13 protein-coding genes and 1 tRNA gene are annotated in these 16,049 nt (G+C 64.8%); all 14 read left to right on the top strand.

The features are described from left to right. Window positions 1-95, top strand: a 95-nt coding sequence (locus BLS34_RS24555; protein WP_139189473.1) for an EF-Tu C-terminal domain-related protein, incomplete at its 5' end; no start/stop codon positions are given. Window positions 96-142: 47 nt separating this feature from the next. Then, window positions 143-218 (top strand) — tRNA-Trp (locus tag BLS34_RS24550). Between the two features lie 132 nt (window positions 219-350). After that, on the top strand, window positions 351-548 hold the full coding sequence (secE, locus tag BLS34_RS24545; RefSeq protein WP_028795271.1) for a preprotein translocase subunit SecE: 198 nt from the start codon (window positions 351-353) through the stop codon (window positions 546-548). Between the two features lies 1 nt (window position 549). Next, window positions 550-1,080 (top strand): transcription termination/antitermination protein NusG, encoded by a 531-nt coding sequence (gene nusG / locus BLS34_RS24540; RefSeq protein WP_028795270.1) that lies wholly within the window; start codon window positions 550-552, stop codon window positions 1,078-1,080. A gap of 126 nt (window positions 1,081-1,206) precedes the next feature. Beyond that, window positions 1,207-1,635: a 50S ribosomal protein L11 gene (gene rplK / locus BLS34_RS24535; RefSeq protein WP_028795269.1), complete on the top strand. Its 429-nt coding sequence runs from the start codon at window positions 1,207-1,209 to the stop codon at window positions 1,633-1,635. A gap of 7 nt (window positions 1,636-1,642) precedes the next feature. After that, a complete protein-coding gene (rplA, locus tag BLS34_RS24530) occupies window positions 1,643-2,350 on the top strand; it encodes a 50S ribosomal protein L1 (RefSeq protein WP_028795268.1) in 708 nt (235 codons plus the stop codon). Between the two features lie 330 nt (window positions 2,351-2,680). After that, complete coding sequence (gene rplJ / locus BLS34_RS24525) at window positions 2,681-3,193, top strand: 50S ribosomal protein L10 (protein ID WP_028795267.1); 513 nt, start codon at window positions 2,681-2,683, stop codon at window positions 3,191-3,193. Window positions 3,194-3,244: 51 nt separating this feature from the next. Beyond that, window positions 3,245-3,622 (top strand): 50S ribosomal protein L7/L12, encoded by a 378-nt coding sequence (gene rplL / locus BLS34_RS24520; protein ID WP_028795266.1) that lies wholly within the window; start codon window positions 3,245-3,247, stop codon window positions 3,620-3,622. Window positions 3,623-3,883: 261 nt separating this feature from the next. Next, window positions 3,884-8,062, top strand: a complete 4,179-nt coding sequence (rpoB, locus tag BLS34_RS24515) for a DNA-directed RNA polymerase subunit beta (RefSeq protein ID WP_028795265.1) — start codon at window positions 3,884-3,886, stop codon at window positions 8,060-8,062. A gap of 147 nt (window positions 8,063-8,209) precedes the next feature. Beyond that, window positions 8,210-12,388 (top strand): DNA-directed RNA polymerase subunit beta', encoded by a 4,179-nt coding sequence (rpoC, locus tag BLS34_RS24510; RefSeq protein WP_028795264.1) that lies wholly within the window; start codon window positions 8,210-8,212, stop codon window positions 12,386-12,388. 461 nt (window positions 12,389-12,849) lie between these two features. After that, a complete protein-coding gene (gene rpsL, locus BLS34_RS24505) occupies window positions 12,850-13,221 on the top strand; it encodes a 30S ribosomal protein S12 (RefSeq protein ID WP_028795263.1) in 372 nt (123 codons plus the stop codon). Window positions 13,222-13,233: 12 nt separating this feature from the next. Then, window positions 13,234-13,704 (top strand): 30S ribosomal protein S7, encoded by a 471-nt coding sequence (gene rpsG, locus BLS34_RS24500; protein WP_028795262.1) that lies wholly within the window; start codon window positions 13,234-13,236, stop codon window positions 13,702-13,704. 108 nt (window positions 13,705-13,812) lie between these two features. After that, window positions 13,813-15,888 (top strand): elongation factor G, encoded by a 2,076-nt coding sequence (gene fusA, locus BLS34_RS24495; RefSeq protein WP_093154623.1) that lies wholly within the window; start codon window positions 13,813-13,815, stop codon window positions 15,886-15,888. A gap of 67 nt (window positions 15,889-15,955) precedes the next feature. Next, the coding region (locus BLS34_RS24490; protein ID WP_139189472.1) for a GTP-binding protein at window positions 15,956-16,049 on the top strand (94 nt) is incomplete at its 3' end.

The following is a 16,049-nucleotide window of genomic DNA, read 5'->3' as shown; positions in this document are numbered from 1 at the left end:
TCGCGCCGATCGCCATGGATGACGGCCTGCGCTTCGCCATCCGCGAAGGCGGCCGCACCGTCGGCGCCGGCGTCGTGTCCAAGGTCATCGAGTAACCGGGGGTCATCGAGTAAGCGGAGGCGGGTAACGCTTTTGCAAGGCTAGGAGTGTAGCTCAACTGGTAGAGCACCGGTCTCCAAAACCGGGGGCTGGGGGTTCGAGCCCCTCCACTCCTGCCACTATATAAGAGATGTTTCGCGGGCGGCGCCGTCGGGAAACCCGATGGGCGCCATCCGCATTCACGTGTTCGGAAATGGTGCCAGTGCGCTACCTGGGATGTTCCTGGGACCGCGCGGCGGAGAGCGGAAACGATGGCGAAGGTGAGTCCCGCCCAGTTCGTGCGCCAGGTGCGACAGGAAGTGTCGCGGGTCACGTGGGCGAGCCGCAAGGAGACGGCCGTGGCCACCCTGATGGTCTTCATCATGGTGCTTCTGGCCTCGGTGTTCTTCTTCGTGGTCGACCAGGTTCTGGCCTGGGGCGTGCAACTGGTACTCGGACTCGGAGGCTGACATGGCACAACGCTGGTACGTGGTGCAGACGTATTCCGGGTTCGAGAAGAAGGTCGCCCAGTCGATCAACGAGCAGGTCGCGCAGCACGAGTTCGAGGACCTGATCACCGAGGTCCTGGTGCCGACCGAGGAAGTGATCGAGATGCGCCGCGGCGTGAAGGCGACCACGGAGCGCAAGTTTTTCCCCGGCTACATCCTGGTCCGGATGGAGCTGACGGACGAGAGCTGGCACCTGGTGAAGTCGCAGCCGAAGGTGGCCGGGTTCGTGGGCGGCAAGAGCAAGCCGATCCCGATCACCGACGCCGAGGCGGACCGCCTGCTGAAGCAGGTCTCCGAGGGCGTGGACCGGCCGAAGCCGTCGATCACCTTCGAGATCGGCGAACAGGTACGGGTCTCCGATGGCCCGTTCGCGACCTTCAACGGCCTTGTCGAGGATGTCGACGAGGAGCGCTCGCGTCTGAAAGTTGCGGTGTCGATCTTCGGACGATCGACGCCGGTCGACCTGGAATTCACCCAGGTCGAGAAAACCTGAGCCCGTTCGGGTTCGATCCCGGTGCGCAAGCCCGGGGCCGGAACGGCTCGTTTGTGGACGGCCTGTGGAAGATGACCGCGAAGCCCTGCGGCATCGCACCACGGACCGAATAGAGGAAGGCAACAGATGGCTAAGAAGATCGTCGGCTATATCAAGCTGGAGATCCCGGCCGGAGCGGCGAACCCGTCTCCGCCGGTGGGTCCGGCTCTCGGTCAACGCGGACTCAACATCATGGAGTTCTGCAAGGCGTTCAACGCCGCGACCGAGAAGATGGAGAAGGGCATGCCGGTGCCGGTGGTGATCACCGCCTATGGCGACCGCACCTTCACCTTCATCACCAAGACCCCGCCGGTGGCGTATTTCCTGAAGAAGGCGTCGAAGGTGGCCAAGGGCTCCGCGACCCCGAACAAGGGCGCGGTCGGCAAGGTCACCCTGGCTCAGGTCAAGGAAATCGCGGAAGCGAAGATGCCGGATCTGAACGCCGTCGACATGGACGGCGCGGTTCAGATGATCAAGGGTTCCGCCCGTTCCATGGGCATCGAAGTGGTGGAGTGAGGCGATCATGGCAAAAACAGGTAAGCGTCTTCGTGCCGCATACGGCGACCTCGACCGGACCGCTCTCTTCGGCATGGCCGAGGCGATCAAGCTGATCAAGGGTGCGGCCAGCGCCAAGTTCGACGAGACCGTCGAGATCTCGATGAACCTGGGTGTGGATCCGCGCCACTCCGACCAGATGGTCCGTGGCGTCGTCTCGCTGCCGCACGGCACCGGCAAGGACGTCCGCGTCGCGGTCTTCGCCAAGGACGCCAAGGCGGACGAGGCCCGCGCGGCCGGCGCCGAGGTGGTCGGGGCCGAGGATCTGATGGAAGAGATCCAGAACGGTCGCATGGACTTCGACCGCGTGATCGCGACCCCGGACATGATGGCCGTCGTCGGCCGTCTCGGTAAGGTGCTGGGCCCGCGCGGCCTGATGCCGAACCCGAAGCTGGGCACCGTCACGCCGAACGTGGCCGACGCCGTCGCCGCCGCCAAGGCCGGCCAGGTGGAGTTCCGCGTCGAGAAGGCGGGCATCGTCCATGCCGGCATCGGCAAGGCGAGCTTCTCCGAGGATCAGCTGGTTGAGAACGCCACGGCGTTCGTCGACGCGATCCAGAAGGCGAAGCCGACCGGTGCGAAGGGCCACTATATCAAGCGCGTGTCGGTCAGCTCGACCATGGGTCCGGGCATCAAGGTCGACACCGCCGTTCTGGGTACCGCGCCGGCCGCCTGACGCGGCTGCGCACAAGAGCCGGCCGCCTGACGCGGCCGCGCACAAGAGATCGACGGTCCGCGGTCAGCCGCGGGCCGGCGTGAGGGACGGGAGAAATCCCGTTCCGACCTGTCCGAGACTACGGGCGGCGCCGATGGAGAGATCCGGAGGGGCCTTAAATCTCGCCCGTACAGACGGGAGCGCCAACGGATACCGGCCCAGCCGGCGATGTTGGACTTCTGGGACAGGCGAACAGGGGCGGCATGAGAGTGTCGTCTTCGTGCAACCGGACCGACGGGCCACGTTCGAACGAGAACGGCGGCGCATCGGTTCCAATTGCGGAGATAAGAGGTGAACCGAACCGAAAAGGCCGATTTGGTCGACTCTCTTCGCTCGACGTTCGAGGGCTCCGAAGTCGTCGTCATCACCCATCAGTCGGGTCTGACGGTGTCTGAGGTCGAGGGCCTGCGTTCGAACGTTCGTGCGGCCGGGGCCGGCTACAAGGTCACCAAGAATCGGCTCGCCCGTCTTGCTCTGCAGGGCACGCGCTACGAGAACCTGAGCGACCTCTTCACGGGTCCGACGTCGGTGACGACGTCGGCCGACCCGGTGGCGGCGGCGAAGGTGATCGTTGAGTTCGCCAATAAGAACGACAAGGTCACCATCGTCGGTGGCGGCCTGGGCGAACGAGCACTCAACGTCGACGAGATCAAGGCCCTGGCCAAGACCCCGTCGATCGATGAGTCGCGTGCCAAGCTTGTGGGTCTCCTGCAGACCCCGGCGTCTCGGGTGGTTGGTGTGCTTGCTGCACCGGCCGGCCAGATCGCCCGGGTTCTTGCGGCCCGCAGCGAGCAGTCGGAGTGAGGGCGGACGAACCGCTCTGTCAACAGAAGTACCAACGTGGAGTGAATTGAAATGGCTGATCTTGAAAAGCTTGTGGACGCTCTGTCCGAGCTGACCGTTCTCGAGGCCGCTGAGCTGTCGAAGATGCTCGAGGAGAAGTGGGGCGTGTCCGCCGCTGCTCCGGTCGCGGTCGCCGCGGCTGCTGGTGGTGGCGATGCCGCTCCGGCCGCTGAGGAGAAGACCGAGTTCGACGTGATCCTTGCCGCCGCCGGCGACAAGAAGATCAACGTGATTAAGGAAGTCCGCGCCATCACCGGCCTGGGCCTGAAAGAGGCCAAGGACCTGGTCGAAGGCGCTCCGAAGCCCGTCAAGGAGGGTGCCTCCAAGGACGAAGCTGAGCAGCTGAAGAAGAAGCTGGAGGAGGCTGGCGCCACCGTCGAGCTGAAGTAATTGGGCTCGATTTCCAGCTAAGGTTCGGGAAGGGAGCGGCGCGCCTGCGTGTCCGCTCCCGACCCGTTTCCTCTTCTCGGCCCGGGGCCGGGCGCCGCAGCGACGGCGCACCGACCCCTGGCCGAGGCGAGGACTGCCCGCCGAAGACGCGCCGCAGGCCCCTCAGGGGGTTCCTGCCGGATGCGCCGAGGTTAGGGGTCACCGTTTCGCCCAACGGACATTGCAAGGTCCGCGGGTCACACGCGAGGTCGAGGTCGCAAGATGGCAGTTTCCGCAGTCGGATCCTTCACCGGTCGTAAGCGCGTTCGCCGGAGCTTTGGTCGCATTCCCGAAGTGGCGCCGATGCCGAACCTCATCGAGGTTCAGAAGAGCTCCTACGACGCCTTTCTGCAGATGGGCATTGCCGGGGAAGCCCGCGGCGATGTCGGCCTGCAGGAAGTCTTCAAGTCGGTGTTCCCGATCCGCGACTTCTCCGAGCGCTCCATGCTGGAGTTCGTGCGCTACGAACTGGAGGAGCCGAAATACGACGTCGAGGAGTGCCAGCAGCGCGGCCTGACCTTCGCGGCCCCGCTGAAGGTCACCCTGCGTCTGGTGGTCTGGGACGTGGACGAGGAGACTGGCTCCAAGTCCATCAAGGACATCAAGGAGCAGGACGTCTACATGGGCGACATGCCCCTGATGACGGCCAACGGCACGTTCGTGGTCAACGGCACCGAGCGCGTCATCGTCAGCCAGATGCACCGGTCGCCCGGCGTCTTCTTCGACCATGACAAGGGCAAGACCCACAGCTCGGGCAAATACCTGTTCGCCGCCCGGGTGATCCCGTACCGCGGGTCCTGGCTCGATTTCGAGTTCGACGCCAAGGACATCGCCTACGTGCGTATCGACCGTCGCCGCAAGCTGCCGGCGACGACGCTCCTGCTCGCCCTGCTCTCCGACCAGAGCGAGGCGTACATCAAGGCATGCCACGCCAACGGCGACGACGTGCATCGCGACAAGGTCGTGGGCATGAGTGCCGAGGACATCCTCAGCACGTTCTACGGCAAGGTCACCTACACCCGCGAGGGCGACGGCTGGCGCCTGCCGTTCGACGCCGACCGCATGAAGGGTGCGAAGCTGACCGACGACCTGGTCGATGCCGACACGGGCGAAGTGGTGGCCAAGGCCGGCGACAAGATCACGCCGCGCACCTCGCGCAAGCTGATCGAGGGCGGCCTGAAGGACATGTTCGTCACCAGCGAGCAGCTGATCGGCCAGTATGTCGGCTCCGACCTGATCGACGAGAGCACCGGTCTGGTCCATTGCGATGCCGGTGAGGAGATCACCGCCGACCTGCTGGAGACCCTGGCCTCCATCGGTGTGACCGAGCTGCCGATCCTGGCGATCGACCACATGAACATCGGCGCCTACATGCGCAACACCCTGGCGCTCGACAAGAACGCCACCCGGGAAGAGGCGCTGGTCGACATCTACCGGGTCATGCGCCCGGGCGAGCCGCCGACCCTGGAGACTGCCGAGGCCCTGTTCGCCGGTCTGTTCTTCGATAGCGAGCGCTACGACCTGTCGGCCGTCGGCCGGGTGAAGATGAACGCCCGTCTCGGCCTGGAGACCGACGACCAGCTCCGCGTGCTTCGCAAGGAGGACATCCTGGCCATCCTCAAGGTCCTGGTGGATCTGAAGGACGGCAAGGGCGAGATCGACGACATCGACCACCTCGGCAACCGCCGTGTCCGGTCGGTCGGCGAGCTCATGGAGAACCAGTACCGCGTCGGCCTGCTGCGCATGGAGCGGGCGATCCGCGAGCGCATGAGCTCGGTGGACATCGACACCGTCATGCCGCATGACCTGATCAACGCCAAGCCGGCGGCGGCCGCGGTGCGCGAGTTCTTCGGCTCCTCGCAGCTGTCTCAGTTCATGGACCAGACCAACCCGCTGTCGGAGATCACCCACAAGCGCCGCCTCTCGGCGCTTGGCCCGGGCGGTCTGACCCGCGAGCGTGCCGGCTTCGAAGTCCGTGACGTGCACCCGACCCACTACGGCCGGATCTGCCCGATCGAGACGCCGGAAGGCCCGAATATCGGTCTGATCAACTCGCTGGCCACCTATGCCCGGGTCAACCAGTACGGCTTCATCGAGACGCCGTACCGCAAGGTGACCGACGGCACGGTGACCGACGAGGTGCGCTACATCTCCGCCATGGAGGAAGGCCGCTACACGATCGCCCAGGCGAACGCCCCGATCGACGAGAACGGCAAGTTCGAGGAGGAGCTGGTTCCGGTCCGCCGGCGCGGCGACTTCGGTCTGGCGCGTCCGGAAGACATCGACATGCTCGACGTCTCGCCGAAGCAGCTCGTGTCCGTCGCCGCGGCGCTGATCCCGTTCCTGGAGAACGATGACGCCAACCGCGCGCTGATGGGCTCGAACATGCAGCGTCAGGCGGTTCCGCTGATCCAGGCCGAGGCGCCGTATGTCGGCACCGGCATGGAGGCGACCGTGGCCCGCGACAGCGGTGTGGCCATCGCCGCCAAGCGGTCCGGCGTGATCGACCAGGTCGATGCCCAGCGTATCGTCGTCCGGGCCAACGAGGACCTGGAAGGCACGGCGTCGAACGTCGACATCTACCGGCTGCTGAAGTTCCAGCGGTCCAACCAGAACACCTGTATCACCCAGCGGCCGCTCGTGGCGGTGGGTGACGTGGTCAGCCGTGGCGACATCATCGCCGACGGCCCGTCCACCGAGCTCGGTGAGCTGGCGCTCGGCAAGAACGTGCTCGTCGCGTTCATGCCGTGGAACGGCTACAACTTCGAGGACTCGATCCTGATCTCCGAGCGCATCGTCCGCGACGACGTGTTCACCTCGATCCATATCGAGGAATTCGAGATCATGGCCCGCGACACCAAGCTGGGTCAGGAGGAGATCACCCGGGACATCCCGAACGTCGGCGAAGAGGCTCTGAAGAACCTCGACGAGGCGGGCATCGTCTATATCGGTGCCGAGGTGAACCCGAGCGACATCCTGGTCGGCAAGGTCACGCCGAAGGGCGAGTCGCCGATGACGCCGGAAGAGAAGCTCCTGCGAGCGATCTTCGGCGAAAAGGCGTCCGACGTGCGCGACACCTCGCTGAAGGTGCCGCCGGGAGTGACCGGCACGGTCGTCGAGGTGCGGGTGTTCTCGCGCCGCGGCGTCGACAAGGACGAGCGTAGCCAGGCGATCGAGCGCTCGGAGATCGAGCGTCTCGCCAAGGACCGCGACGACGAGCGCGCGATCCTGGAGCGTGGCTTCTTCGACCGTCTGAAGGAACTGCTGATGGGCAAGATGGCCACCGGCGGTCCGAAGGGCTTCAAGTCCGGCGAGCTGACCGAGGAGGTCTTCGCCCAGTACACGCCGGGTCAGTGGCGCCAGTTCGTCGTCGATGACGACAAGCTGATGGACTACCTGGAGGGCCTGAAGGAGCATTTCGACAAGTCGATCGAGCAGCTCAAGGACCGGTTCGACAACAAGGTCGACAAGCTGCAGCGCGGCGACGAGCTGCCGCCGGGCGTCATGAAGATGGTCAAGGTCTTCGTCGCGGTGAAGCGCAAGCTGCAGCCGGGCGACAAGATGGCCGGCCGTCACGGCAACAAGGGCGTCATCTCCAAGATCAACCCGATCGAGGACATGCCCTATCTGGACGACGGCACCGCCGTCGACATCGTGCTGAACCCGCTGGGCGTGCCGTCGCGCATGAATGTCGGGCAGATCCTGGAGACCCACCTCGGGTGGGCGGCGGCCGGTCTTGGCCGTCAGATCCGCGAGATGCTCGAGAACATGGGCAAGGACACCCGGGCAGGCGACCTGCGCGACAAGCTCAAGGGCATCTATTCTGACGACGAGTACAGTCAGAAGATCGATCCGTTGCAGGACAACGAGATTGTCGAGATGTCCCGCAACCTGCGGCGCGGTGTGCCGTTTGCGACCCCGGTGTTCGATGGTGCCCGCGAAGAGGACATCGTCGGGATGCTGGAGCGTGCCGGTCTCGAGTCGAGCGGTCAGGTCGATCTGTGGGACGGCCGGACGGGCGAGCAATTCGACCGCCGGGTGACAGTCGGCTATATTTACATGCTGAAGCTGCACCATCTGGTGGACGACAAGATCCATGCCCGTTCGATCGGCCCGTACAGCCTCGTCACCCAGCAGCCGCTGGGCGGTAAGGCGCAGTTCGGCGGTCAGCGGTTCGGTGAGATGGAGGTCTGGGCCCTTGAAGCCTACGGCGCAGCCTACACCTTGCAGGAGATGCTGACGGTGAAGTCCGACGACGTCTCCGGCCGTACCAAGGTCTACGAAGCCATCGTCCGAGGCGACGACAACTTCGAGGCCGGTATTCCGGAATCCTTCAACGTTCTGGTGAAGGAGCTGCGTTCGCTCGGCCTGAATGTCGAGCTGAACCAGGAGGAGTACTGACGCCGGCGGCGGCCGCGAAGGCGGCCGCATCGGTGTAGTTGCTGGCCTACAGGCCCCCGCGGATAGCGTCCCGGGGGCCGGGGTCGGTCTGAAGGTCCGGGGACGCCCGGATCCGCAAACAGCGCCAGTGGCGCGAGGAGTGCTTCGATGAACGAGTTGGTGAACATCTTCGGTCAGCCGAGCGGCCCGCAGAGCTTCGACAATATCCAGATCTCGATCGCGAGCCCGGATCGCGTGAAGTCGTGGTCGTTCGGCGAGATCAAGAAGCCGGAGACCATCAACTACCGGACCTTCAAGCCGGAGCGCGACGGTCTCTTCTGCGCCCGGATCTTTGGCCCGATCAAGGATTACGAGTGCTTGTGCGGCAAGTACAAGCGCATGAAGTACCGCGGCATCATCTGCGAGAAGTGCGGCGTCGAGGTCACGCTCTCCAAGGTGCGCCGCGAGCGCATGGGCCATATCGACCTGGCGTCGCCGGTCGCCCATATCTGGTTCCTGAAGTCCCTGCCGAGCCGCATCGGTCTGCTGCTCGACATGACCCTGAAGGACCTGGAGCGGGTTCTGTACTTCGAGAACTTCGTGGTCACCGACCCGCTGCTCTCGCCGTTGAAGGAGAAGCAGCTCCTCAGCGAGGAGGAGTACTACCAGGCGCAGGACGATTACGGCGAGGATGCCTTCACCGCCCAGATCGGCGCCGAGGCCCTGAAGACCATGCTCTCCCGCCTCGACATGGAAGTCGAGCAGGAGACCGTGCGCGTCGAGCTGCGCGAGACCGGCTCCGAGGCCAAGCGCAAGAAGCTGGTCAAGCGGCTCAAGATCATCGAGGCGTTCCAGGAATCCGGCTCCCGTCCGGAGTGGATGATCCTGGACGTGGTGCCGGTCATTCCGCCGGAACTGCGCCCGCTGGTCCCGCTGGACGGCGGCCGCTTCGCGACTTCCGATCTGAACGACCTGTACCGCCGGGTGATCAACCGGAACAACCGCCTGAAGCGCCTGATGGAGCTTCGCGCGCCGGATATCATCGTGCGCAACGAGAAGCGCATGCTGCAGGAGGCCGTCGACGCCCTGTTCGACAACGGCCGCCGCGGCCGCGTCATCACCGGCGCCAACAAGCGTCCGCTGAAGTCGCTCAGCGACATGCTGAAGGGCAAGCAGGGCCGCTTCCGTCAGAACCTGCTCGGCAAGCGAGTCGACTATTCCGGCCGGTCGGTCATCGTGGTCGGTCCGGACCTGATGCTGCACCAGTGCGGCCTGCCGAAGAAGATGGCGCTGGAGCTGTTCAAGCCGTTCATCTACTCCAAGCTCGAACTCTACGGCATGGCGAGCACCATCAAGGCCGCCAAGCGCATGGTCGAGAAGGAGCGTCCCGAGGTCTGGGACATCCTGGAAGAGGTGATCCGCGAGCACCCGGTCATGCTGAACCGGGCGCCGACCCTGCACCGCCTCGGCATTCAGGCGTTCGAGCCGAAGCTGGTCGAGGGCAAGGCGATCCAACTGCACCCGCTGGTCTGCACCGCCTTCAACGCCGACTTCGACGGCGACCAGATGGCGGTCCACGTGCCGCTGTCGCTGGAAGCCCAGCTCGAAGCCCGCGTGCTCATGATGTCGACCAACAACATCCTGAGCCCGGCCAACGGCAAGCCGATCATCGTGCCGTCCCAGGACATCGTTCTGGGCCTGTACTACCTGACGATGGAGCGCAACAACCAGCCGGGCGAGGGCATGGCCTTCGCCGATCCGGCCGAGGTCGATCACGCGGTCGATACCGGTGCCGTCAACCTGCACACCAAGGTGAAGGCCCGCGTCACGACCTATGACGAGAACGGCGAGAAGGTGACCAAGCGCGTGGAGACCACGCCGGGCCGCCTGAAGCTGGCGCTGCTGATGCCGGACAACCCGAAGCTGCGCTTCGAGATGATCAACCGACTGATGACGAAGAAGGAAGTCTCCAACGTCATCGACATGGTGTACCGCCACTGCGGCCAGAAGGAGACGGTGATCTTCGCCGACCGCCTGATGGGCCTCGGCTTCGGTCACGCCTGCCGCGCGGGCATCTCGTTCGGCAAGGACGATCTGGTCATCCCCGAGGCCAAGCAGGGCCTCGTCGATCAGGCCAACGAGGAGGTCAAGCAGTTCGAGCAGCAGTATCTCGACGGTCTGATCACCCAGGGCGAGAAGTACAACAAGGTCGTCGACGTCTGGTCGCGCTGCACCGATCAGGTGGCCGAAGAGATGATGGCGGTCATTAAGGAAGACGACGGCATCAACCCGGTGAACGCCGTGTGGATGATGGCGCATTCCGGTGCCCGTGGTTCCGCCGCCCAGATCAAGCAGCTCGCCGGCATGCGCGGCCTGATGGCCAAGCCGTCGGGCGAGATCATCGAGACGCCGATCATCTCGAACTTCAAGGAAGGCCTGACCGTGCTCGAGTACTTCAACTCGACCCACGGTGCCCGTAAGGGTCTGGCCGACACAGCGCTCAAGACGGCGAACTCGGGCTACCTGACCCGCCGTCTGGTCGACGTGGCCCAGGACTGCATCATCACCGAAGTCGATTGCGGCACCGAGCGCGGCCTGACCGTGCGCGCGGTGATCGACGGCGGCGAGGTGATCGAGAATCTCGGCGACCGCATCCTCGGCCGCACCACCCTGGAGGACGTCCTCGATCCGCTCAGCGGCGACGTGGTCGTCAAGAAGGGCGAGATCATCGACGAGGCGCTGGTCGAGGCGGTCGAACGGGCCGGCATCGACTCGGTGCTGATCCGCTCGGTCCTGACCTGTAAGACCCATCCGGGCGTCTGCGCGGCCTGCTACGGCCGTGATCTGGCGCGCGGAACGCCGGTGAATATCGGCGAGGCGGTCGGTGTCATCGCCGCCCAGTCGATCGGCGAGCCGGGCACCCAGCTCACCATGCGGACGTTCCACATCGGCGGTGCGGCCCAGCGTGGCGCCGAGCAGTCCACGGTCGAGGCCTCGATCGGCGCCCAGGTGAAGCTGCACAACCGCAACGTCGTCACCAATTCCGACGGCATTCTGGTGGTGATGAGCCGCAACACCGAGATCATCCTGGCCGACGAGCAGGGCCGCGAGCGCGCACGCCACCGCGTGCCGTACGGGGCCAAGCTCCTGGTCGATGACGGTGTCATGGTCGAGCCGGGCCAGAAGATGGCGGAGTGGGATCCGTACACCATTCCGATCATCACCGAGCGCGAGGGTGTCGCCCACTACGTCGATCTCGTGGACGGCCTCTCCATGCGCGAGGTCACCGACGAGGCGACGGGTATCTCGTCCCGCGTCGTGGTCGACTGGAAGCAGCAGCCGCGTGGCAACGACCTGAAGCCGCGTGTCACCCTGCGGGACGATGCCGGCGAGGTGGTTCAGCTCGCCAACGGGCTGGAGGCACGCTACTTCATGTCGGTCGACGCCATCCTGTCGGTCGAGAACGGGGCCCAGGTGAAGGCCGGCGACGTGCTGGCGCGTATCCCGCGCGAGTCGTCGAAGACCCGCGACATCACCGGTGGTCTGCCGCGCGTGGCCGAGCTGTTCGAGGCCCGTCGTCCGAAGGACTTCGCGGTCATCGCCGAGGGCGACGGCCGGGTCGAGTTCGGCAAGGACTACAAGACCAAGCGCCGGGTGATCGTCCGTCCGCTCGAGGAAGGCGCGGATCCGGTCGAGTACATGATCCCGAAGGGCAAGCACCTGGCGGTGCACGAGGGCGACTTCGTGCAGAAGGGTGACATGCTGCTCGACGGGGCGCGCGTCCCGCACGACATCCTGAACATCATGGGTGTCGAGGCCCTGGCCGACTATCTCATCAATGAGATCCAGGAGGTCTACCGCCTGCAGGGCGTGAAGATTAACGACAAGCACATCGAGGTGATCGTTCGCCAGATGCTGCAGAAGGTCGAAGTGATGGAGGCCGGCGACACCACCCTGTTGCTCGGCGAGACCATCGATCGCGACGAGTACGAGGAGGCCAACGAGAAGGCCCTGGCGGAGAACCTCCGTCCGGCCGTGGCCAAGCCGGTGCTCCAGGGCATCACCAAGGCGTCGCTGCAGACCAAGTCGTTCATCTCCGCCGCGTCGTTCCAGGAGACCACCCGCGTCCTCACCGAGGCGGCGGTTTCCGGCAAGCACGACAGCCTGGACGGGCTCAAGGAGAACGTCATCGTCGGCCGTCTGATCCCGGCCGGCACGGGCAGCGTGATGAATCGCCTGCGCCGTATCGCCGCCGATCGGGACCGCGCGCTGGCGCCGGCTCCGGCGGCAAGCGAGGACGAGGCGGCGCATCTGCCGTCCGAGGGAGAGGTCACGGCCGCCGAATAAGCGGCCGGGATTTCTCGGAAGCAAAGCTAGAGAAGACCACGATCAGATGGAAACATCTGGGGACGTGGATTTTCTCTAGCTTCAATGAACTAGAGCGCGATTCATGGTTCGGATCGCTTTGATCCGAACCGATCGTGCTCTAGGTATTCCGGGAATTTACGTTCCTGGAATATCCGAATGTGACGGTGAAATCGGCTCGATCTGTTGGGCCGATTATCCGCTTGACCCCCGCAGAGTGCATCAATAGTATCCGCGCACTTTGAAACGGGGGCCCAGCTGTTCCCTCGGGTTTGCCGCCGGTGGCGGTCCCTTCCCGAGTGACTTGAACGCGGTCACCGCACGAAGAGTCGAATATGAGAAGCGTCGCGGCGGGTCCCGTCTTGTGGCGCATGGTTCAGGCGAACCGCCCCCATGGGACTCCCCATGGAGGGGTTTGTGTTTGTGGTTAAGAGGGTCGACGCATGCCGACGATCAATCAGCTGATCCGCCAGGGTCGTAAGGTTCCTGTTGCACGGAACAAGGTTCCCGCCCTGCAGGCGTGCCCGCAGAAGCGCGGGGTGTGCACGCGCGTGTACACGACCACCCCGAAGAAGCCGAACTCCGCTCTGCGTAAGGTCGCCCGTGTGCGTCTGACCAACGGGTACGAGGTCATCAGCTACATCCCGGGTGAAGGCCATAACCTTCAGGAGCACTCGGTCGTCATGATCCGTGGCGGTCGCGTGAAGGACTTGCCGGGTGTGCGCTATCACATCATTCGCGGCACGCTCGATACCCAGGGCGTGAAGGACCGTCGCCAGCGTCGTTCGAAGTACGGCGCCAAGCGCCCGAAGTAAGGAGTAACAGGAATGTCGCGTCGCCACCGCGCGGAAAAGCGTCCGGTTCTGCCGGATGCCAAGTTTGGGGACCAGGTCGTCTCCAAGTTCATGAGCTGCCTGATGTACGACGGCAAGCGCTCGGTCGCCGAGGGCATCGTTTACGGTGCGTTCGACGTCCTGCAGAAGCGTGCCGGCGGTGAGCCGGTCCGGACCTTCCATGAGGCCCTGGACAATGTGAAGCCGCATGTCGAGGTCCGCTCCCGCCGTGTCGGTGGCGCCACCTACCAGGTTCCGGTCGAAGTGCGCCCCGAGCGCGCCCAGGCCCTGGCCATCCGGTGGCTGATCGATGCCGCGCGCAAGCGCTCTGAGAAGACCATGGTCCAGCGGCTCTCCGGCGAGCTGCAGGACGCGGCCCAGAACCGCGGCACCGCGGTCAAGAAGCGGGAAGACACCCACCGCATGGCCGACGCCAACAAGGCGTTTTCTCACTACCGCTGGTAACTGCCACTGGCATCTGGGGACGGGCTGGCGTATAGACCGGCCCGTTCCGTTTATATAAGCGGCCGTGACCCTTGCGGCCGGAACCTCAAATCGACGAGGACGCGAGTCATGCCCCGCACCCATCCGCTCGAAATGTATCGCAATATCGGCATCATGGCCCACATCGATGCCGGCAAGACGACCACGACCGAGCGTATTCTGTTCTACACCGGCCGGTCCTATAAGATCGGCGAAGTGCATGATGGCAACGCCACCATGGACTGGATGGAGCAGGAGCAGGAGCGCGGCATCACCATCACGTCCGCGGCGACCACGTGCTTCTGGCGCGACTACCGCATCAACATCATCGACACCCCGGGCCACGTGGACTTCACCATCGAGGTCGAGCGCTCCCTGCGCGTGCTGGACGGCGCCGTCACGGTGTTCGACAGCGTCGCCGGCGTGGAGCCGCAGTCCGAGACGGTGTGGCGCCAGGCCGACAAGTACGGCGTGCCGCGCATCTGCTTCGTCAACAAGATGGACCGCATCGGTGCCGACTTCTTCCGCTGCGTGAAGATGATGGTCGATCGCCTGGGCACCACGCCGGCGGTCATGCAGCTGCCGATCGGCGTCGAGTCCGATTTCGTCGGTCTGGTCGACCTGGTGACCATGAAGGCCGTCCGCTGGCTGGACGAGTCCCTGGGCGCCAAGTTCGAGATCGAGGAGATCCCGGCCGACATGGCCGACCAGGCGGCGGAGTACCGCCAGAAGCTGGTCGAGCTGGCCGTCGAGATGGACGACGCCGCGATGGAAGCCTATCTGGAAGGCGAGGAGCCGTCCGAGGAGGTTCTGCGCGCCTGCATCCGCAAGGGCGTGCTGACCAACAGCTTCGTGCCGGTGTTCCTGGGCTCCGCCTTCAAGAACAAGGGCGTGCAGCCGCTGCTCGACGCCGTCGTCGACTACCTGCCGACCCCGACCGACGTCGAGTCGATCAAGGGCGTCTCCGTCGACGGCGAAACCGAGATGAAGCGCAAGTCGTCCGACGACGAGCCGTTCTCGGCCCTGGCGTTCAAGATCATGAACGACCCGTTCGTCGGCTCGCTGACCTTCGTGCGCGTCTATTCCGGCATTCTGGAGACCGGTTCCTCGGTGATGAACACCGTGAAGGACAAGCGCGAGCGCATCGGCCGCATGCTGCTCATGCACTCCAACAACCGTGAGGACGTGAAAGAGGCGCGGGCCGGTGACATTGTCGCCATCGCGGGTCTCAAGGACACGACCACGGGCGACACGCTGTGCGACCCGCTGAAGCCGGTCATCCTGGAGCGCATGGAATTCCCGGATCCGGTCATCGAGGTCGCGGTCGAGCCGAAGACCAAGAGCGACCAGGAGAAGATGGGCGTCGCCCTGAACCGCCTTGCCGCCGAGGATCCGTCGTTCCGCGTCACCTCCGACGTCGAGAGCGGCCAGACCGTGATCAAGGGCATGGGCGAACTCCACCTGGAGATCCTGGTCGACCGCATGCGGCGCGAGTTCAAGGTCGACGCCAATGTCGGCGCCCCGCAGGTCGCCTACCGCGAGTCGATCACCAAGACCGCCGAGGTCGATTACACCCACAAGAAGCAGACCGGCGGTTCGGGCCAGTTCGCCCGCGTGAAGCTGACCTTCTCCCCGCAGGAGCGCGGCGAGGGCTTCCTGTTCGAGAACACGATCGTCGGCGGCTCGGTGCCGCGTGAGTACATCCCGGGCGTCGAAAAGGGCCTGAAGTCCGCCATGGATACCGGCGTGCTCGCCGGCTTCCCGGTGGTGGACGTGAAGGTCGCCCTGACGGACGGTGCCTACCACGACGTGGACTCCAGCGTGCTGGCGTTCGAGATCGCGTCCCGTGCCGCCTTCAAGGAAGGCATCGCGAAGGCCGGTCCGGTTCTGCTTGAGCCGATCATGAAGGTTGAGGTGGTGACCCCGGAAGACTACATGGGCGACATCATCGGCGACCTGAACAGCCGTCGCGGCCAGGTCAGCGGCATGGACCAGCGCGGCAACGCCCGCGTGGTCGATGCCATGGTCCCGCTGGCGAACATGTTCGGTTATGTGAACACCCTGCGCTCCATGAGCCAGGGCCGGGCGCAGTACACCATGCAGTTCGACCACTATGAGCCTGTTCCGCAGGCGGTCGCGGACGAGGTGCGGGCGAAGCTGGCCTGATCGGCCACGCCCGCAGCCCGTCACTAGCCCATAACGTCACCCCCTATTTCGTACGGAGCATACTGGGATGGCCAAGGAGAAATTCGCGCGGACAAAGCCGCACTGCAACATCGGCACGATCGGTCACGTCGACCATGGCAAGACGACGCTGACGGCCGCGA

It is taken from the genome of Thalassobaculum litoreum DSM 18839, from assembly GCF_900102465.1.
Classification (GTDB): Bacteria; Pseudomonadota; Alphaproteobacteria; order Thalassobaculales; family Thalassobaculaceae; genus Thalassobaculum; species Thalassobaculum litoreum.
This window is presented reverse-complemented; position numbering and strand designations above follow the sequence as displayed.